Below are 19350 nucleotides of genomic sequence, written 5' to 3' on the forward strand. Positions count from 1 at the left end.
ATTCAACTACGCCTGTTCATTGCGAATTTTATGACCTTTAAACTTTGATTCAGATAATATTATATAGAAGCAAAAAAATAAAAAAAGGTTGCTTTTGACGGCAACCCTTTTTTCTCTAGTAGCAATAAAATATCCTCATTGTTTTATTACTTTTCTAATTTCTACAAATTCATTTTCATTGTAGATCTTAACAAAGTAAAATCCTTTTTGCAATTTGTCCAATCCGTTTAAAGTGACTGTATTGCTTCCTGTCTCTAGTAAAGCAGTTTTACCCGCAACTTTTTTACCAACAGCATCAGAAAGATAAATGGTTATTTTACCTCTTTTAACAATATTAGCATATACTGATAAAAAATCAGAAAATGAAGTCGGATAAACGATCGTTTGTGACAATGCTCCATTCATTTTTAAGGTCACAACAGAACTGTATTTAAAGATCCCATCGTTATCAATTGCTTTTAACCTGTAATAAACTATAGTGCCACCATATACATAGGCATCTGTATATTGATAATTAGTAGCAGTTCCACCACTTGCTTTGGCAGGTAATTCTGCTAATTTATCGAAATCTACCCCATCAAAACTTCTTTCAATTTCAAATTTATTGGTGTTCAATTCATGTTGAGTTGTCCAGTTTAATATAGCATTACTTTGATTCAATTGTCCTTTAAAGTCGGAAATTGAAACAGGCAGCGGACCATTATTAGGAGTACAGATAGTAATAGTGGTAGCATCATCTAATTGTGCAGTAAGAGGGTCGTCAGAAAGATCAGCGCCGAGGTTAAGGGTATTTCCCGGCACATCGATAACAGATTGAAATAAAATTTGCTCACCGGCATTAAAACCTGAAACTTTTGCTTTTATAGCTAAGTTAAAGGATGGAGGTGTAGAAGTAGTTACGGGCACTTTAATACTGTTAATTGAAATTACATTATTGGTACCACCGTTGACACTGCTTATTGTTGCAACTGCAGAAGAACCTGGAAATAAAGACTGAACGTTTGCCTGAATTTGCGAAGCTGTTTCAGTAAAAGAAAATCTTTTATCCATCGTAAGATCGAAAGTTGCACTTTGGAAAGAGGTGGTGATATTTGTTAGCGAAACTGTAAACACAGTGTCTTGTCCTGGACGCATACAAGCAGCCTTAGTTTTTAATGTATGTGATAACCTGAAAGGGCAGCTACATGCATCTGCACGGGTAGCCTGCGGACCAGAGCCAGCAGAAACTCTTGTACCATCTATTTTATTGATCTTATAATAAGTAGTAGTAGCGCTATTGGAATTAATGTTTGCAGTATGAAAACCATACAATTCAGCTCCATCAGTAAAGAAAAGGCCAAAAATAGACCCCGTAAAGGAGCTTCCTACCTGTGTTGCCGTACCGTTGTTTATATCGATTGTATATAAAGTTGCACCTACTGTTCCATATAAAATATTTGTAAGCGGATCAAATGCAATATCAATAAAAGACTCATTGGTACTACCAATTAATGTAGCCGCTCTGGTAGTAACGTCTATTTTGTACAACTGATTCGCCCCCCCCATTTCTTATAACATACAAATAGCCATTTACATCACATGCTCCGGCATAGTATGCATCACCCGGCATACCGCTGATATTCCCCATATTGGTCATAGTACCTGCAGAATCAATACGAATTAGAGCGTTGTTGTTACCATTTAAATAACGGACACCATATACAACACCATCCTGCTTTCTAAAACCAATGGCATTTAAGCCTATACCGGTAGTAGCAGTTTTGTTTACATAAACTACATTACCCGAAGGAGTAAAAGAAGCTGTGTAAAGATTAGTTGTAACATTGTAACCCTCTGTGGCACTCCAGGTACCAATGGCTCTGCCATCGCATTTCCAGGGTGTTTGCGCAAAGGCGTTAAATGCAAGAAATACTAATACTAATGATAAAAGTTGTTTTGTTGAAATTTGTTTCATTGGTTGATCTTTTGTGTAATAAGGGTTTAAAAAATAAATTTTCTATTGGTTCGGTGATTTGTCAAGAATAGAGGAAATTAATAATCGGGCAGCTTAAGCCGATTTATGGAATTTATGGAGGATATACAGATAGATGCTGTAGTCGTCTTTAGACTACAAAAAGTAAAAGCTATTTTAACAGAATTCAATTTGCTATCGATAAAATTTTATCGATCAGATAATTACCATAATAAAAATGGTATTAAGCAGAAATGTGATCTATTTTGAAATAAGGAAGGTCGCTTTCGGACTCTACTTCCTTAAAAGATTTATTGTTATTGCATCTTCATTGTCTTTTTGGTCTGAATCAATTTTCCATTATTGTACACCTTTATGAAATAAAAACCTTCCTGCATCCCATTTAACCCGTTTAATGTTATTGTATTGTTCCCTTCTGTTACATTCGTGTTCTTTTCAATCAGTTTCCTTCCGGTACCATCAATAATTTCGATCAACATATTACCTTTTGTTTGTGCATAAGTATTAACGGCCAACTTGTCTTTGAATGGAGATGGATACACTGTAGTTTGTATTGTAAGATCATTCATTTTTAATGCAATGATAGATGAGTACTTAATTAAGCCGCTGTTTTCAACAATTTTTAATCTGTAATAAACAACCGCATTCGCAGGAATATTTACATCAGCGAATTGATAAGAAGTTCTATTACTGATCCCTTTGGCAGTTACATCAGCCAACTTAGCAAAGCTTTCACCATTGAAGCTTCTTTCAACTTCATAGCGTTGGATGTTCAGTTCCTGAACAGCATCCCAGCTTAAGTTGGTAGTTTTTTGATTTAACTGACCTTTGAAATCAGTAATAGAAACGGGTAATGAGCCATCTTCGGGACCGCAAATAGTAAGTGTAGTGGCGTCATCAAGTTGTGCAGTAAGAGGGTTGTCAGAGACATCCGCACCAAGATTAAGGGCTCCTCCTGGTACATCTAAGACAGATTGAAACGAAATATGTTCACCGGCAATAAATCCGGATGTTTTTGTTTTAAAAGCAAGCTTAAACGAAGCTGCAGCAGTTGCTAAACTAGTAGCAGAAACTGCTATATCCGAAATAACGATCGCATTGTTGGTACCCCCATTTGAGTTGGTAATATTAACAGCCGCTGTTGAACCTGGAAAAGACGCTTTTACATTATTCTGAATTTGTGTAGCAGTTTCAGTAAAGAAAAATCTTTTATCCATAGTAAGGGTAAACCTTGCACTAACAGTAGTAGAGGTAATGTTGGTAACCGTCACAGTAAATGAAGAATCTTGTCCGGGATTTAAGCAAGTTGCTTTGTTTTGCAATGTATGAGATAACCTGTAAGGGCAGCTACATGCATCAGCATTGGTAGCAGAAGGACCTGCGCCAGCTGATATAATAGCTGAACTGGTTTTACTCATTTTATAGTATGCAGTGCTATTATCAATTGCCGCTCTACCAAAGCCGTATAATTGTGCCGCATCTGTAAAGAAAATACCAAACATAAATACCTGCATACTGCCAAGGTCAGTGATCGTTGCCGGATTTGTTGCTGTATTTATTTTGATAAGATTACCTGTATTGGTTTCTGCTGCCGCACTCGTTGCATATAATTCGTTGGTGATAGGATCAAACGCCATATCGATCAAACGATAAGTAAGTGTTCCTAAATCGGTTGCCACTCTGGTTGCAATATCAATTTTATATAATTGATATGGGGAACTTCCGCTGCCGGATGACACATATAGGTAACCGTTAGCATCAACAGCTCCGGCGAAATATTGAACATTCGCTTTAAGCCCAGTAATGTCTCCTACTGAAACGATAGAACCTGCAGAGTCTATACGGCAAAGTTCATTAACAGTATTATCTCCTTTTGTATAACGTACGCCATAAACGAAACCATCCTGTTTTCTGTAACCAATAGCATTTAGCCCAATACCGGCAGTTGCTGTTTTGTCTATATAAGTAACATTACCTGCTGCATCAAAAACTGCAGAGTATAATTTAGTATCATCTGTATAACTATTGCTTCCCGGATTATATGTCCCGATTGCTCTGCCATCACATTTCCATGGTGTTTGAGCTGCAAGATCACCCACAAAAAACATAAGCAGAAAAACTACAATAACCTTTGTCCAACTATTTCCCATCTCTAAAAAAATTATTTTTTAAGGTACGTGTTGAGTATACACTCAACCGGATTATGGTAATTCAGGAAATAAAGGATGGATGAGTTAAGAGAATACTCTTAATTCCGGACATTCAAAGGATGGGATAAATAACTAAATGTAAACGTGTGAATTGGCTAATGTAATAGGTGGATATAAAGGCAAACAAAACGTAAGGGGGGATTTATTTGCTAGTAAAAGTAGTGTAGTGTGACACAAAGATATAAAACATATTTAAAAATCCAAACATTTTTAAAAAAGAAAAAAGCTCATTTTGAATTTCTACTTGCTTATGACCATCAGGCCTAACCAATTATAAGCTATAAACTCAATACGAATCGGCATCTAATAAACTTTATCAGGAATTTTTAAACCTATAGTATTCTCTAAAAAGAAAGACCAATAAAAATTTGAAAAGCCTGGTTTCTCCATACTTGTTTATCATCAATAGCATTGATATTATTCAAGCCAATTTTATACCGGGCACCAATATTTACTACAGGTAACTGTAACCACAAACCACCTATAGCACTTACTTCAGATTTTTTAAAGAATGCCTGTGGTGTTTTGAGGCTATCGACTGTTTCTTTTAAAAGGTTTCCGAATGATGGCCCTAATTGAAGCTTCACACGTTTACTCGGCCCAACATTGATGTTCAATAAAACTGGTATTTCCAGATAATTCAGTTTTGCATTTTTCTGCGTACCGCCTCTGAAGAGATCATTATAAATATTGGAATTATCATCAGAGAATTCTGTAGAGGTTTGCACTAAACTCACCTCGGGCTGTATTCCGAAACGATTACTAAAATTGAACTGAAGAAATAAGCCCGCCTGGTAATTATAATTGTACCCATCTTTATAAGAAGAACCTTGGATCTTATTTATATTCACTCCTGCTTTTGCTCCGATCCTGAAAAAATTTTCATGATCCTGATCAAGGTGGTTATTTTTTTGAGCAACACTCAACAGGCATATAGAAAAGGTAATAAGTAGTAGTGTAATATATTTCATAAAGTGTTGAGATTTTTTCATCTCTGCCGCAAAAGTACCAATAATTATACCATTTAATCCAAACGGTATGCTAAAACAAACCCCCATTCAATAAGAATGGGGGTTTTATTAAAACTGTGAATGTATTCGATTACTCTTCTACTTTCATTTTACCTTTTGCTTTAGCTATTACCTCTTCCGCAACGTTGTTTGGTGCCGGAGCGTAATGACTAAATTCCATGGTTGAAGTAGCACGACCTGAAGATAATGAACGCAATTGAGTTACATAACCAAACATTTCGCTTAATGGAACTTTAGCTTTGATTACCTGTACTCCATGTTTACTATCCATACCTTCTAGCATACCGCGACGACGGTTCAAATCACCTGTAACATCACCCATGTATTGGTCTGGAGTTAATACTTCTACTTTCATGATTGGTTCAAGTAAAACAGGTTTTGCTTTACGACCTGCTTCACGGAAACCTTGCTTAGCACAAAGTTCGAAAGAGATAGCATCAGAATCCACATCATGGTAGCTACCATCGTGTACTCTAACTTTCATATCAACTACAGGATAACCAGCAAGCACACCCGAAGTCATACTAGTTGTAAACCCTTTAATGATCGGTGCAATAAATTCTTTTGGAATACTACCACCAAAAATTTCATTTACAAACTGCATACCACCAAGCGGATTAGCTTTCAACCATTCTTCATCAGCAGGGCCAAGGTCAAATGCAATATCACCGAATTTACCACGACCACCCGTTTGTTTCTTATATGTCTCTCTATGTTGAACAGTTGTTCTGAATGCTTCTTTGTAAGCAACCATCGGAGCTCCTTGGTTAATTTCAACCTTGAACTCACGTTTCATACGATCGATGATGATCTCTAAGTGAAGTTCACCCATACCACTCAAAATAGTTTGACCGGTTTCTTCATCTGTACGTACACGTAAGGTAGGATCTTCTTCTACCAATTTAGCGATTGCCATACCCATTTTATCAACGTCTGCCTGAGTTTTAGGCTCAATAGCAATTGAGATAACTGGTTCAGGGAAGGTCATAGATTCTAAAACGATCGGATTTTCTTCATTACATAAAGTATCTCCTGTTTTGATATCTTTAAATCCTACCGCTGCTCCAATATCACCTGCTTCGATAAAATCAACCGGGTTTTGTTTGTTTGCATGCATCTGCATGATACGGCTGATACGTTCTTTTTTACCTGTACGGGTATTCAAAACATAAGAACCTGCATCTAAACGTCCGCTATATGCACGGAAGAAAGCCAGACGACCTACGAAAGGATCAGTCATGATCTTAAATGCCAATGCACTGAATGGCTCTTTAGGATCACAATGACGGAATATTTCTTCGTCTGTATCAGGATTTGTTCCTTTGATTGCTTCAATATCCATCGGACCAGGCAAATATCTTACTACTGCATCTAATGCTGTTTGTACACCTTTGTTTTTGAAAGACGAACCACACATCATCGGAATGATAGACATATCGATCGTTGCTTTACGAATCGCTTCATGTACTTCATCTTCAGTGATCGTATTAGGATCATCAAAGAATTTTTCCAATAGCTTTTCATCATACTCCGCTACCGCTTCGATCAATTCCTGACGGTATTGAGCAACTTCTTCCGCCATATCTTCCGGAATAGGCACTTCCTGAAAAGTCATCCCCATATCATGCTCATTCCATACGATACCTTTCATGGTGATCAGATCAACCACACCTTTGAAGCTATCTTCAGCACCAATCGGTAATTGTAATGGTACCGCTTTAGCACCTAACATTTCACGAACTTGTTTTACCACGTTCAAAAAGTCAGCGCCACTTCTATCCATTTTATTTACAAAACCAATACGCGGTACTTTGTAACGGTTAGCTTGTCTCCAAACAGTTTCAGATTGTGGTTCTACACCAGATACAGCACAAAACAAAGCTAATAAACCATCCAATACACGAAGTGAACGTTCTACTTCTACAGTAAAATCCACGTGACCTGGAGTATCGATAATGTTAAATTTGTATTGTTTAGTATCAGGTGTTTTTTTACCCTGTACCATTGGAAAGTTCCAAAAGCAAGTAGTAGCAGCACTTGTAATAGTGATACCTCTTTCTTGTTCCTGAGCCATCCAGTCCATTGTAGCGCCACCGTCATGTACTTCACCAATTTTATGGTTTACACCGGTATAATAAAGAATACGCTCTGTTGTAGTGGTTTTGCCGGCATCGATGTGAGCGGCAATACCAAAGTTGCGTTGATAACGTAAATCTGCCATTGTTTTAAATTAAAAATTAAAAATTAAAAATTTGTATTTGTCAAGCTAAAGACCTTTCCATTTGGGTTTTGCCTTTTAACTTTTTACTTTGCTTTTTTTGTACTTGACCTTTGTGCTACTATTAAGCTTCATTGGCGTCGCACTCTTGTACTTTATATCTTTATTGAGCATAGCTTCCCCGTAGTTGAACAGCCGTTTTTCTTTGCCGTTCGGGGTTTGATATGATTTATTTTGCTCTCATAATATGCTAAATTGTACTACGCACAATACTTACAGTACCTCTTTAGCGGCGGCAAAGATACACCATTTTTTTGATTTACAAAGGGGTTTTCGGGTGGCTTGTGAAAGGTGGTTCCCTTACCTTTTATTGACAGATCTATCCTTATTATGCCTGAATGGCTTTTTCCCGGATTTTTTGCCATCACGAGGTATAAATGCAGTTGGATTGTATTCGGGGGCTTCCCCAAACTGTTCAGGCACAGGGACTTTGGTTACAGTTCTCCCTAAAAGTTTTTCTATCTGCCCAAACTTACGTTGCTCTTTTACGCTGATAAAGGTGATCGCTGTCCCATCAGCCGCTGCTCTGGCAGTACGCCCAATACGATGTACATAGTCTTCCCCATCATGTGGTACATCATAATTGATCACTAATCCTATATTATCAATATCGATGCCCCTGCTTAAAATATCAGTGGCAACTAAAATATTTAACCTTCCGCTCTTAAAATGCATCAACACCTCTTCTCTTTTGCTTTGCTCCAGATCGCTGTGTATCTCGTCTACCTTCAAAGTGGTTCGACGCAACTCTCTGTTCAATTGCTTTACACTGATCTTACTGCTGCAAAAGATCAATACTGACGAAAACTCTTTTTGCCCCAAAATATATTTTACCAGTGGTATCTTCTGCGTATCATATACCACATAAGCCAATTGAATGATCTTCTCATTGGGCTTACTAATGGAAATATTTACTTCTTCGGGATGATGTAAAATTTTACGAGCCAACTCTCTTATTTTAGTCGGCATGGTTGCGGAAAACAGCAAATTTTGTCTTTTGGCAGGTAATGCTTGTATGATACGCATTATGTCATCATAAAAGCCCATATCCAGCATTCTGTCAGCCTCATCCAATACAAGGTATTTAAGCCCCTGTAATTTTACATAGCCCATATTAATATGGGCCAGCATTTTCCCCGGAGTACAGATTACTACATCAGCGCCGGCACTGAGTGCTTTTTTCTCCTGTACAAAGGCGTTCCCATCTCCACCACCATATACGGCAATTGAACTAACAGAGGTGAAATAAGAAAGCCCTTCCATGTGCTGAGCTATCTGAACAGCCAGCTCCCTTGTGGGAACAATCACCAGTGCCGTAATGCTATGATGATCAATAGGTGCAGAGATAATATTATTGATCAGTGGCAACAAAAAAGCAGCAGTTTTACCAGTTCCTGTTTGTGCTGAGGCAATCACATCCTTACCCTGTAATACAAGGGGAATTACCTGTTCCTGAACCGGCGTAGCATCTTCATAGCCTGAGGCCTGAATTCCTTCTACTAAATTTTCGTTAAAATTGAATTCTGTGAACTTCACAATATACTCTGTAAGGGATTGATTACTAAATTGCAGTAAAGATAGAGTTAATATTTTTAACTTGACTTTCGGAAAAAATTCATAGGGGTTGCACAATATTTGTCGTAGATGTTTGTTATAAAAGGTACACCAGGGTAAAACCGACCAAGGTGTAGCTTTATTATTCAATTTAAAATAAAATCCCATGAGCACTCACACAAAGATTTCTTCGTTACATCCTATTGTACAGCAAGTGACAAATAACACTACCAGTTGGATTGGACATCGTCCCGGCGATAACAAAGATGTTGTTGGCGGTCAGACCTTTATTGCTACCGCAGAAAGCGATTTGGAAGCAATTGAAGTATTTTCAAGCATTGTTACAGATGCTGGAAAAGTAGTAATGACCTTGCATAATTTTGACCTTAATCAAAATAGCTGGGGACCTGCCTTAGGTAGCGCAAGTGTAGAATTCAATAAAGCAGATACCGGTAAATGGGTAGCATTTAATTTACCCGGACTTCATTTGAAAAAAGGTGAAGCGTACGGCTTTAAATTAGAAAGTACTGAAACATTTATTGGCGTTGGAGAAGCGGTCGGCAGTCATTCTCACCCTCCTTTCACAGCAGGACAAGAATGGAAATTCACAAAAAATAATCAAAAAGGAGATGCATTCTCTTATTTCAGCCTTGCTTTCAAGGTTGACGTAAAAGCAGCATAACGATTACGTATATACGAAATTAGTAACACCTGTTTTTCTTGTAAACTAACCGCAAGAATCACAGGTGTTTTTATTTAGTGTTATCCCTCTTACTAAATATTTCTCTCCGTAAATTCCTATCCTTTCTGCTGCAAGTAGTTTTACTGATTCTTTCTTCCTGTTATTATTTAAAAAAAATAGACTGTACATTTGATATCGCAATGATCAGTTTTTATTTTTCTTTTATTGAAAATAAATCCTGACCAGCATCTACCTCTCCCCTTAAGAGTTTGTCGGGTCTTCCGATACATTTTTTATTACTTATACTGATATCCTTACTTTAAAATGTGTGATAGGTCTTTTATCTATTTCTACATTTTAACGATCCTGAAAACCTGAAAATGATGATAAGAAATTTACTACTCGTAGTTTTAATTTTGATCTTTTTTATTACTCCTCATGATACACATGCAGAAGGCAGGGGCAGTAGTGCCGGTAATCCGCTATTTGGAGCTGCAGCTCAGGAGGGTATTATTGCATTATATGGGTATGCACAAGCCGGAGAGAAAATCGACTTCAGAATTGAAAGAACAAGATCTGCCGGTATCTCTACAGATGGTTCGTGGACGATAAAGATCTTTTCTCCTTTAGGACTTGTTGATAAATTTTTATTGAATAGTTCTATCATCGGCACCACTTGCACTATGCCCAAAATTACGATTACCAGCACAACTGCCGGCATATGGACACTCCTAGCCATCCCCACTTCTAATGCCAATAATGATGCGGTAAGTTTTGATCTGACTGTATACACTTCTGCTAATTCTCCTTTAACGGGAAGAGTATACACATACAGTTTACATGGCTTAGATCAAAGTTCTCCGTTGGAAGCGAATTTTACATTGTATTTTCTCAATCCGGATGGATACCAATACTCCGGACTTTATAAAGGATTGAACGGATTAAACTACACCATTGTTTCAGATAATTTTGGTGTACGAACTTCAGGCAACTCCTGTATTTCCAGTTACAAAAGTGTATCCTACTCCGGCAAATGGAGTAATCTCGGTCCCGACTCCGCAGTCTGCGGAGCAAGAAACAAAATATTTTTTAACGCATTCAATGCAGCACTTCCTGCATCATCTGTAAGATTTAATACGACTACCGGAATAGGGCAAATAACAGAGGCATTAATATTTACACCACTTACACCAACACTCTCAGCTGCTACTTTTGTCAGAACTGGAAGTTGTATTCAACAAGGAAATGTATATTTCTCCACCAATAATTTCTACGGAAGTGTATATGTTGCTTTTGATGTTAATGGCAACGGTATTTTTACAGATTCGGCAGACAGAACTGATACGGTTTTCAGCACAGGTGCCAATAGTATTTATTTCAACGGCCTGGATAGATATGGAAAAATAATCCCCATTTCACAAGCGATCAATATTAAAGTAAGTATTGATAAAGTTGGTGAAACACATTTTGTGATGAGCGATATTGAAATATTTGGAGGTATTGAGGTAACAAGATTAAATGGACCAGGGTCTCCTAATAAAACTATTTATTGGGATGATACCAATCTGTTGTCGGCATCCAACTGCTCGTTAACAAGTATTGTTGATGGTCGGGCCGGCGTAAACAGTACAGGCGGGGTACATGGCTGGAATCAATGTGGCACAGCGTCCCCACCCAGTTCAGGAGGGAGTACCAATAATGCAACGCCAAATTTAGGAGCCTGGGGTAATCAACGCTTAATTGACAACTGGACCTACCTTCTTCCAACGGGAGTTACGTATACCACTAATGTGCCAGCCATTCATCTTCCTGATTTTGGCGACCTCCCAACCGGTTGGCCTATTGCTGCCGCTAATACAAAAGGCCAGGACACAAATGGCGACTGCGTAATTGACAATAATGACGTGGGTAATACAACATCCGTTTGGGCCGGCGCAGGAGTAGATTTTGAAAGCGCACCAAAAAACAGCGCTATCAATGCAACGAGTGACAATTACGATGACGGCATGTCATTCCCTCCAGGATCAGTTAATCGTGGCAGTAAGTACACTTACATACCAAACATCAATAGCAATGCATCCAATAAAACAATATATTATGCGCTTTGGTTTGACTGGAATAATAATGGGAATTTTTCAGATGATGTAGACTGCTATGGAAATCCTGCTTTTTATACTGGTAATGGTAATACTCCTGTTGCAGGAGGAATAACATCAATTCCTGTTAGTGTTTGCGTACCTACTGACGCTATAGAACCGGGAGGTGTATCGGTAGGTGATTATAAAGTAAGATTGATCGTAAGCGATTCTGCCATATCTTTTTCACAATACAATTATTTCTTTAGTAATGGAGAAGTTGAAGACTATCAATTGCCGTTGGTTATTTTGCCCGTTACTTTCGGGGCAATTAGTACGAAAGAAAAAAATTGTACAACAGTTCTAAGTTTTGAAACAATTTATGAACAAAGAAATAGCTCTTTCGAAATCGAACGAAGTAACGACGGATACATCTGGAGGAGTATTGAAAAAATCACCACTTCATCCAACAGCAATACAGTTAAAAAATATCAATATACAGATGTAAATATTTTAGATGAACCAACTTTTTATCGCATTAAACAAACAGCCATCAACGGCAACATACAATATTCAAAAACTGTTAGTATAACACCAACCTGTAAAGAACACATATCCAATATCACGAGTTATCCAAATCCGGTAAATGACAAGCTTATAATAACCACTTCGGGTAATTTACAAAATGCTGTGATAATACTAACAAATAGTATCGGACAAACTGTTTTATATCAGAAAAATAACATTAATGTATACACGAAAATAGAAACATCAAAACTTCTAAGAGGACTATACAAAATACGTGTGATACAAAATGGCAAAATAATATATCAGAACAAATTCATTAAACTATAAGATATTACTTCCCGATACAGAACTTCCCAAAGATCGTTCCTAATATGTCTCTATCATGTAATATCTCTCCGGTTATTTCACCAAGAGATTGTAAAGCATAGCGAATATCCATAGCCAATAGATCTCCGCTGATATTTGACTGAAGGCCGGCTTGAACTTTCAATAAAGATTGTTCACAACTTATTAAAGAGTTATAGTGACGAGAGTTAACTACAATTGTTTGATTGGTATTTATTTTTTCAGACAGCACTAAAGAAGGTAAATAATCGATCAGATCATCCACCTGTGTTTTATTAAGCGCAGACACCTCAAATATAGTGTGAGCTTCTCCACTCATTTCATTTATACTGAATTGCAACATCCCTAATTGATGTTCGTGGCATTTATCAATTTTGTTAGCTACTAATAATACCTGTTGAGAAGGTTGCTGTAATTTTTTCAGATCTTCCAATACTTCCAACTCTGAACTTGTACTTGCATCAAACACATAAATCAATATACCGGCAGTATTTATCTTTTCAATTGATCTTTCAATTCCTATTTTTTCAATCACATCTGTGGCTTCCCTGATTCCTGCAGTATCTACCAACCTAAAGACAATTCCGTCTATGATCAGTTTCTCTTCAATAGTATCTCTTGTTGTACCGGCTATGTCGGTTACGATCGCACGCTCTTCATTAAGCATTGCATTCAGCAACGTTGATTTGCCAGCATTGGGTCTTCCTGCAATTACAGTTGTTACTCCATTTTTAATGATATTACCCAACTTAAAAGACTGAATCAATTTTTTTATTGACAATAAAATTTCTGTCACTAATATTTCCAATTTGTTTCTATCGGCAAACTCAACATCTTCTTCTCCAAAATCTAATTCTAATTCTATTAATGCGGCAAAATTTATCAATTGCTCCCTCAATAGTTTTATGTCATTACTAAAACCACCTTTCATTTGCTGCAAAGCTGTTTGATGAACCGCTTCACTTTCAGATGCAATCAGATCAGCTACTGCTTCGGCTTGTGTAAGATCCAACTTCCCGTTTAGAAATGCTCTTTGTGTAAATTCTCCTGGCTTAGCCAATCTTGCTCCTTTACGAATGCACGCCTGTAATACCTGTTGCTGTATAAACGGACTACCATGGCACCCAAGTTCAACTACATCTTCGCCGGTATAACTTTTAGGATTTTTATAAATTGAAACAACTACTTCATCCAACACCGTATCATTCTCTTTGATCAGTCCTACATGAATAGTATGTGAAGCAGTCTTCAACAGATCTTTAGATGGAAATAATTGATTAACAATACCAATGGCATCTTTACCGCTTAAACGAATCACACCAATAGCCCCCACACCCGGTGGTGTGGCTATCGCAACAATTGTATCATCCCACCCTGTAAGTTCCTGTAACATTGGACAAAGATACCCTCTCAATACACTATAGGAAAAAAATTATTCCATTTTATAATACTTTTGTTTCGTCTCCTCTAATTTCATCAATATAATATTGCTTGATATTATTGATAGCAACTTCATCCGTCATATCAACAAAGTTTTTAAAGGTTGCTTCTTTTGATGGTTTAATAACCAATACAAATGCATCAGATTTTCCTCTGACTGATTGTACTTTCTTCTTTTTTTCTACCAATATTTTTCTTATTCCTTCCGAAGAATAATCTGTCTCCTTTATTAAAGCTGTTGCAATATCCCCTTCGTAATATTTTATTTTGTTGTTGGCAGTTAAGATAGTTGTAAGCACACAAGAATTACAAACTGGATTGCGTACAGTATCATTTGTATCATTTGGAATTACAAGATTCATTGCCGTTGGCCGTGACATTGTTGTAGTAAAAACAAAAAAAGTGATCAACAAAAAACCAAGATCAACCATCGGTGTAAGATCAACCCTTGTATTCTTTTTATGCAAGCTCGTACTTTCTCCTTTTACCGTATGTTTATTAGATTGTATTTCTGCCATAAAATATTTTTAAATAAGATTGGTAAAATTCAATATTCCATAATGCCTCAACTATTTATTTCCTTCATTGTTGCATAAAAAAATCCCTCTCCGAAAACGAAGAGGGAAAACAGTTTAAAAGTCTTTTATTTTTATTGATCCTGAACAACGAAAGTAATAGGTTGCTTACGGTAAGCCCTTACATTACGTCCGTTTTGCAAAGCCGGAGTCCAGTTAGATGTACGTTTAATAACTCTTTTAGCTTCTTCGCACATTCCATACCCCGGATCGCTGGTACATTCAACCTGAGTAATACTTCCATCAAGGTTTACCACGAAGTTCAACATTACGGTGTAAGTTCCTTCCGGTGCACCATTATCAATTGGAGTATTGGCATTCAGGTTCTTTTGTAAGTATCTAGCCCAAGCACCTGGTCCTCCGGGAAAATCAGCATCCTTTTCTACTTTAGTAAAGATCTCATTTTCATCATGTTTTGGTGCTTCTACCACTTTAGAGCCTTCGTCCGAAACAGGAGCCTGAACTATTTGTTGAGTATTTTCACTCTCAATAGTTTTTGTACTAATCACCTGATCTTCTTTGATCTCCTGAATTTTTTCATCCTCTTTTACCTCTTCGTCCTTCACAATTTTCGGAGGAGTAAACTTCACCTGATTGATTTCCGGTGGTGGTGGAGCTTTTGGTGGCGGAGGTGGCGGTGGTGGAGGTGGCGGAGGCGCATCTTTTTTAATCTCTGCCATTTGCGTATCCAACACATCTAATTTGTCCGGACCAGATTTTTTAAATACGCTTGCAAACACGCTGGTTAAAAAAATCAATAATGCGAAAATAGCTGTTAAGATCAATGATTTTTTTAAGCGGCTGTTGTATGTTTTTCTTAAGTCATAAGCACCGTACTCTTTATTTTTACCCTCGAAGATAATATCAAGAATATCAGCACTTAAAATTTTATTTATATCCATTGTGAATGCTTTATTATTAAGATTCAGTTATTCTTAAAATCCATAACTATTTAATTCCATTTGCCTCTTCCGTCAATTTGATCAACTGTGCTTCTGTATCAGAAATATCAACTTCTGCATAGTGACCAGGAGGCACTGCATTGATACTCATTTCATCCAAAATATCAATACCATTTTTAAATACCGCTTCTTTATCTGCTTTGATGATATACATCAGATCTCCCAATGGAGTAGCTTTCTTTTTATCCAAAATGATCTGACGAATATCTTTATAATTAGTGCTTTTGAACTGTTGTGAAGCACCTTCTGCAGTAAGTTCTCCCATGTAATAATACACCTGATCTGCTTTACCTAAAAGTATTGTCATTGCACCCGAATTTTTCACTTTTAATTGATTATCCGGATCATCTTTTGGTTCGTTCATATTCATTGCTGTGGGCTTACTCATTGTAGTAGTAAACACAAAGAATGTTATAAGCAGGAAGCCTAAATCCACCATTGGTGTCAAATCCACCCTGGTAGATAATTTCTTAGGTTTTTTGACGCCGGGACCGCCTTTCTTGTGACCGCCACCCGACGAAGTATCCATTTCTGCCATAAAAAATATTTTAAATTCTTAGATATTATTTCTTTTCACCGGTAGCATCTACTCCCAGTTTATTGTTATTATATAGTTCGGACCCAATTGGAGCAGCCTCACCATTAGTAACAATTCTGAATTTAAATATGTCGTTTTTCTTCAACGCATATTTAATGTTGGTAAATGCAGGGTATTTAGCCATCTGGTCACCTTTGATCAGAATTTTTTCTTCTAATTCCCTTTGATCTCCACCGGCATAAGCGTTAGTAACACTACGTATCCAGTCTACTAATTCATTGTTAGCGGAATCTGCAATAGGTATACCAGATAATTTATCAGGAGGTATGGTTTGATCCAATGCAAGTATACCTTTGATCTGCCCAAGAGGCATTCCGATAAAAGGTAATTTTTTCAGTTTACTAATTTCTGCGCCAGACAAACCTAAGCCTCTTGTAGTGTTAATATCGTTTAGTATTTCTGTTTTCTTTGTTTCATCCCCCAACATCAAAAAACATTTCCCCTCTTTTGTGAGCGTAATTAAAATTGATTTTTCGGGAGCTGCTTTTGAAGAAACAGAACTCGGCGGAGCAACTGTTACTGCTTCCGGCGGCTTTTGTTTTGTAGCCAATATGAAGAACGAAAGTAACAGGAAGGCAACGTCACACATTGCCGTCATATCTATCGTTGTACTCTTACGAGGTATTTTAGCTCTTCCCATGATTGTATAAAAGTTTACTTAATTAAGATTCAATTCTGCGTAAATTCCATACAAATTATTTGTAAAGAGATGCGAAGCTTTGTGTTAATGTAAATCCGCTTTCATCTATACCATAAGTGATACCATCGATTTTTGTAGTAAAAATGTTATAGAAAATAATCGCAAAAGCTGATGTACCAATACCTAATGCTGTATTATACAAGGCCTCAGAGATACCTACAGATAATTTGCTGGCTGCATCACCACCACCTTCTCCTTCACCTAAAGCAGAGAATGAACGGATCATACCTAATACCGTACCTAATAACCCTAATAAAGTTGCTACTGAAGCGATTGTAGATAAGAAAACCAGGTTCTTTTCCAACATTGGCAATTCTAACGAAGTTGCTTCTTCTACTTCTTTTTGTATTGCTAATACTTTTTGTTCAGTATTTAATTCTGTATTAGAAATCATGTCTTTGTAGCGATGTAAACCTGCTTTCATTACATTTCCTACACTTCCTTTTTGCTTGTCGCATTCTGCCAAAGCTGCATCAACATTTTTGTTAGCCAAATGATATTGCACTTTACGGATAAAATCTGCATTGTTTCCGCTACCACCAGCTTTTTGAATAGTTAAAAAACGTTCGATCACAAAAGTTATCATGGTTAAGAAAGTACCCAAAAGAAGTGGTACGATAATTCCTCCCAAATACATTTTGTTCAGCGCATTCTTAGGGCCATCATGTGAAGGCCAAAACCAACCTTCTCCCGGTTTGGAAAATCCTGCTGGATTACCTAACACGAATCTCCAGATAATATAACCTGCTATTACACAAATTATTGGTGCTAAAAGGGAGATTGCATTACTCGATTTCTTTACTTGTACTGTACTAGCTGGTTTTACAGTTGCAGATGCTGCCATAACATTCAAATTTTAATTAATGAAATTAGATTCTTTTTAAAAATATTTTATTTTACAATGCTAAGAAAAAAAAGCATTTCCGCAATAAAATTTTATCGTTAAATATTTTTATTGGGATGCACAAGTTAGTAAAATAATTTAATGTAATCCCCCAATAAAAGTTTTTTTTAAAGAAGTATGATCTATGTGTGGAATTTGACTAAAAAAGAGTAGTCTATTCGTGGCGGAGTGCCACTATCGGATCTAATTTTGATGCCTTGTAAGCAGGGTAAAGACCGGCCAAAAGCCCCACTAAAGAGCAAATTATTACTCCTGTAATCACCCATGCCCAGGGAATAACGAAACCGGTTTTTAACATAATTGCAACTATATTTCCGAATAGAATCCCTGTTAAAATTCCGGCTACAGCCCCCATCAGGCTTATTAACAAAGATTCCCACAAAAACTGGGCTCTTATTTCGACTGCTTTCCCTCCCAATGATTTGATCAAACCTATTTCCTTTGTTCTTTCATTTACTGCCACCAACATGATATTCATTAATCCAATTGCAGCTCCTATTAAGGTGATAAGTGCAATTGCCAATGTTGCATATTTTAAAAAACCGAGATTGGTCATTAGGGTCTGTGCTATACTATCGCTTTTATCAATGTAGAAATTATCTTCCTCTTTTACATCCAGTTTTCTAACCGGCCGGAATGCCCCTTTTGCCTCTCCTATGGCCACATCCATCATTTTCAGATCAGGTACCATTATAGCAATATTATATGACTTACCTTCGGTTCCATAAATCCTGCGGATATTATTATAAGTGGTGATCACTACTTTATCAGCATTCATAAAGGCACTACTACCTTTATCTTTTGTTACACCTATGATACGATATTTGTTTCCTGCAACCGTTACAATCTTATCGATCGCTTTTTCAATATTTTCTCCAACCAATTTTTGAGCTACTACATTTCCCATTATACAAACACTTCTGCCCGACTCTACATCTGCATTGCTGAAATTTCTTCCCGCCGCTAATTCATATCCATTTAATTGCAAATAATTTTCATCCCCGCCTAATACACGTATATCAGGGTTTGTTTTCTTATCTCCGGTGTTGACAATGATCCCGTTAGGTCCCGACAATGCAATGCCAACAGTTGCAGGAAAAGAATATCTTTTTTTGAATTCTCTTGCCTCGTCAAATGAAATAGCTTTGCCTTCGCTGGAAGTTTTTTGTTTTAACAGATTACGGGTGGTCTTTTTTGTGATCCCTCTGTTAGGGTCACCGCCAAATCGCACATTTCGTTCTCTAAAGCGGATACTAAAAGAATTGGCTCCCATTGTACTGAAGCTTTGTGTAAGACTCTGATTCACTGCCTCCACAGCTGTAATGATTGCAATCAAAGCCATAATACCCAATGCCATTATTATAACAGTAATGACTGTACGAAGTTTATTGCTCTTTATGGTGCGATAAGAAATTGATATTGTATCGACGGTGGTCATGCTGAACGTATTCTACCCAAAGGTATACATGCGAAAGCATTTGCCATACAAAAAATTA

At 37.1% G+C, this 19350-nt stretch carries 15 protein-coding genes; 2 read left to right on the forward strand and 13 right to left on the reverse strand.

The window, feature by feature from the left end:
* Nucleotides 1–135: 135 nt before the first annotated feature.
* From LK994_RS00695 to LK994_RS00720, 6 genes are all read right to left on the reverse strand, one after another.
* Nucleotides 136–1527: a T9SS type A sorting domain-containing protein gene (locus LK994_RS00695; RefSeq protein WP_229760955.1), complete on the reverse strand. Its 1392-nt coding sequence runs from the start codon at nucleotides 1525–1527 to the stop codon at nucleotides 136–138.
* Nucleotides 1481–1954 (reverse strand): DUF6923 family protein, encoded by a 474-nt coding sequence (locus LK994_RS00700; protein WP_229760956.1) that lies wholly within the window; start codon nucleotides 1952–1954, stop codon nucleotides 1481–1483. The genes LK994_RS00695 and LK994_RS00700 overlap by 47 nt, the downstream gene beginning before the upstream one ends.
* A 314-nt stretch (nucleotides 1955–2268) precedes the next feature.
* A complete protein-coding gene (locus LK994_RS00705; protein WP_229760957.1) occupies nucleotides 2269–4122 on the reverse strand; it encodes a DUF6923 family protein in 1854 nt (617 codons plus the stop codon).
* A 404-nt stretch (nucleotides 4123–4526) separates the two neighbouring features.
* On the reverse strand, nucleotides 4527–5153 hold the full coding sequence (locus LK994_RS00710; RefSeq protein ID WP_229760958.1) for a porin family protein: 627 nt from the start codon (nucleotides 5151–5153) through the stop codon (nucleotides 4527–4529).
* Between the two features lie 130 nt (nucleotides 5154–5283).
* Nucleotides 5284–7434: an elongation factor G gene (gene fusA, locus LK994_RS00715; RefSeq protein WP_229760959.1), complete on the reverse strand. Its 2151-nt coding sequence runs from the start codon at nucleotides 7432–7434 to the stop codon at nucleotides 5284–5286.
* Between the two features lie 357 nt (nucleotides 7435–7791).
* Nucleotides 7792–9027: a DEAD/DEAH box helicase gene (locus LK994_RS00720; RefSeq protein ID WP_229760960.1), complete on the reverse strand. Its 1236-nt coding sequence runs from the start codon at nucleotides 9025–9027 to the stop codon at nucleotides 7792–7794.
* Nucleotides 9028–9211: 184 nt separating this feature from the next.
* On the opposite strand from LK994_RS00720, the gene LK994_RS00725 reads away from it, so the two are divergent.
* Both LK994_RS00725 and LK994_RS00730 read left to right on the forward strand, forming a co-directional pair.
* Nucleotides 9212–9727 (forward strand): hypothetical protein, encoded by a 516-nt coding sequence (locus tag LK994_RS00725; protein WP_229760961.1) that lies wholly within the window; start codon nucleotides 9212–9214, stop codon nucleotides 9725–9727.
* Between the two features lie 380 nt (nucleotides 9728–10107).
* Nucleotides 10108–12657, forward strand: a complete 2550-nt coding sequence (locus tag LK994_RS00730; RefSeq protein ID WP_229760962.1) for a T9SS type A sorting domain-containing protein — start codon at nucleotides 10108–10110, stop codon at nucleotides 12655–12657.
* Between the two features lie 4 nt (nucleotides 12658–12661).
* On the opposite strand, the gene mnmE is transcribed toward LK994_RS00730, so the two are convergent.
* From mnmE to LK994_RS00765, 7 genes are all read right to left on the reverse strand, one after another.
* Complete coding sequence (gene mnmE / locus LK994_RS00735; protein WP_229760963.1) at nucleotides 12662–14068, reverse strand: tRNA uridine-5-carboxymethylaminomethyl(34) synthesis GTPase MnmE; 1407 nt, start codon at nucleotides 14066–14068, stop codon at nucleotides 12662–12664.
* Nucleotides 14069–14117: 49 nt separating this feature from the next.
* Complete coding sequence (locus LK994_RS00740) at nucleotides 14118–14633, reverse strand: ExbD/TolR family protein (RefSeq protein WP_229760964.1); 516 nt, start codon at nucleotides 14631–14633, stop codon at nucleotides 14118–14120.
* A 131-nt stretch (nucleotides 14634–14764) separates the two neighbouring features.
* Complete coding sequence (locus LK994_RS00745; RefSeq protein WP_229760965.1) at nucleotides 14765–15592, reverse strand: energy transducer TonB; 828 nt, start codon at nucleotides 15590–15592, stop codon at nucleotides 14765–14767.
* A 46-nt stretch (nucleotides 15593–15638) separates the two neighbouring features.
* Complete coding sequence (locus tag LK994_RS00750) at nucleotides 15639–16190, reverse strand: ExbD/TolR family protein (protein WP_229760966.1); 552 nt, start codon at nucleotides 16188–16190, stop codon at nucleotides 15639–15641.
* A gap of 25 nt (nucleotides 16191–16215) precedes the next feature.
* Nucleotides 16216–16890: an ExbD/TolR family protein gene (locus LK994_RS00755; protein WP_229760967.1), complete on the reverse strand. Its 675-nt coding sequence runs from the start codon at nucleotides 16888–16890 to the stop codon at nucleotides 16216–16218.
* 55 nt (nucleotides 16891–16945) lie between these two features.
* Nucleotides 16946–17794, reverse strand: coding sequence for a MotA/TolQ/ExbB proton channel family protein (locus tag LK994_RS00760; protein ID WP_229760968.1), 849 nt, complete (start codon nucleotides 17792–17794; stop codon nucleotides 16946–16948).
* Nucleotides 17795–18008: 214 nt separating this feature from the next.
* On the reverse strand, nucleotides 18009–19292 hold the full coding sequence (locus LK994_RS00765) for an ABC transporter permease (protein ID WP_229760969.1): 1284 nt from the start codon (nucleotides 19290–19292) through the stop codon (nucleotides 18009–18011).
* Between the last annotated feature and the right edge of the window lie 58 nt (nucleotides 19293–19350).

Source organism: Ferruginibacter lapsinanis, from assembly GCF_020783315.1.
Taxonomy (GTDB): Bacteria; Bacteroidota; Bacteroidia; order Chitinophagales; family Chitinophagaceae; genus Ferruginibacter; species Ferruginibacter lapsinanis.

What these genes read in the sequence shown, in the direction of transcription:
- LK994_RS00700 (WP_229760956.1), bottom strand. Translation starts at nt 1,954, where the DNA reads ATGAAACAAATTTCAACAAAACAACTTTTATCATTAGTATTAGTATTT.
- LK994_RS00705 (WP_229760957.1), bottom strand. Translation starts at nt 4,122, where the DNA reads ATGGGAAATAGTTGGACAAAGGTTATTGTAGTTTTTCTGCTTATGTTT.
- LK994_RS00710 (WP_229760958.1), bottom strand. Translation starts at nt 5,153, where the DNA reads ATGAAATATATTACACTACTACTTATTACCTTTTCTATATGCCTGTTG.
- fusA (WP_229760959.1), bottom strand. Translation starts at nt 7,434, where the DNA reads ATGGCAGATTTACGTTATCAACGCAACTTTGGTATTGCCGCTCACATC.
- LK994_RS00725 (WP_229760961.1), top strand. Translation starts at nt 9,212, where the DNA reads ATGAGCACTCACACAAAGATTTCTTCGTTACATCCTATTGTACAGCAA.
- LK994_RS00730 (WP_229760962.1), top strand. Translation starts at nt 10,108, where the DNA reads ATGATGATAAGAAATTTACTACTCGTAGTTTTAATTTTGATCTTTTTT.
- mnmE (WP_229760963.1), bottom strand. Translation starts at nt 14,068, where the DNA reads ATGTTACAGGAACTTACAGGGTGGGATGATACAATTGTTGCGATAGCC.
- LK994_RS00740 (WP_229760964.1), bottom strand. Translation starts at nt 14,633, where the DNA reads ATGGCAGAAATACAATCTAATAAACATACGGTAAAAGGAGAAAGTACG.
- LK994_RS00745 (WP_229760965.1), bottom strand. Translation starts at nt 15,592, where the DNA reads ATGGATATAAATAAAATTTTAAGTGCTGATATTCTTGATATTATCTTC.
- LK994_RS00750 (WP_229760966.1), bottom strand. Translation starts at nt 16,190, where the DNA reads ATGGCAGAAATGGATACTTCGTCGGGTGGCGGTCACAAGAAAGGCGGT.
- LK994_RS00755 (WP_229760967.1), bottom strand. Translation starts at nt 16,890, where the DNA reads ATGGGAAGAGCTAAAATACCTCGTAAGAGTACAACGATAGATATGACG.
- LK994_RS00760 (WP_229760968.1), bottom strand. Translation starts at nt 17,794, where the DNA reads ATGGCAGCATCTGCAACTGTAAAACCAGCTAGTACAGTACAAGTAAAG.
- LK994_RS00765 (WP_229760969.1), bottom strand. Translation starts at nt 19,292, where the DNA reads ATGACCACCGTCGATACAATATCAATTTCTTATCGCACCATAAAGAGC.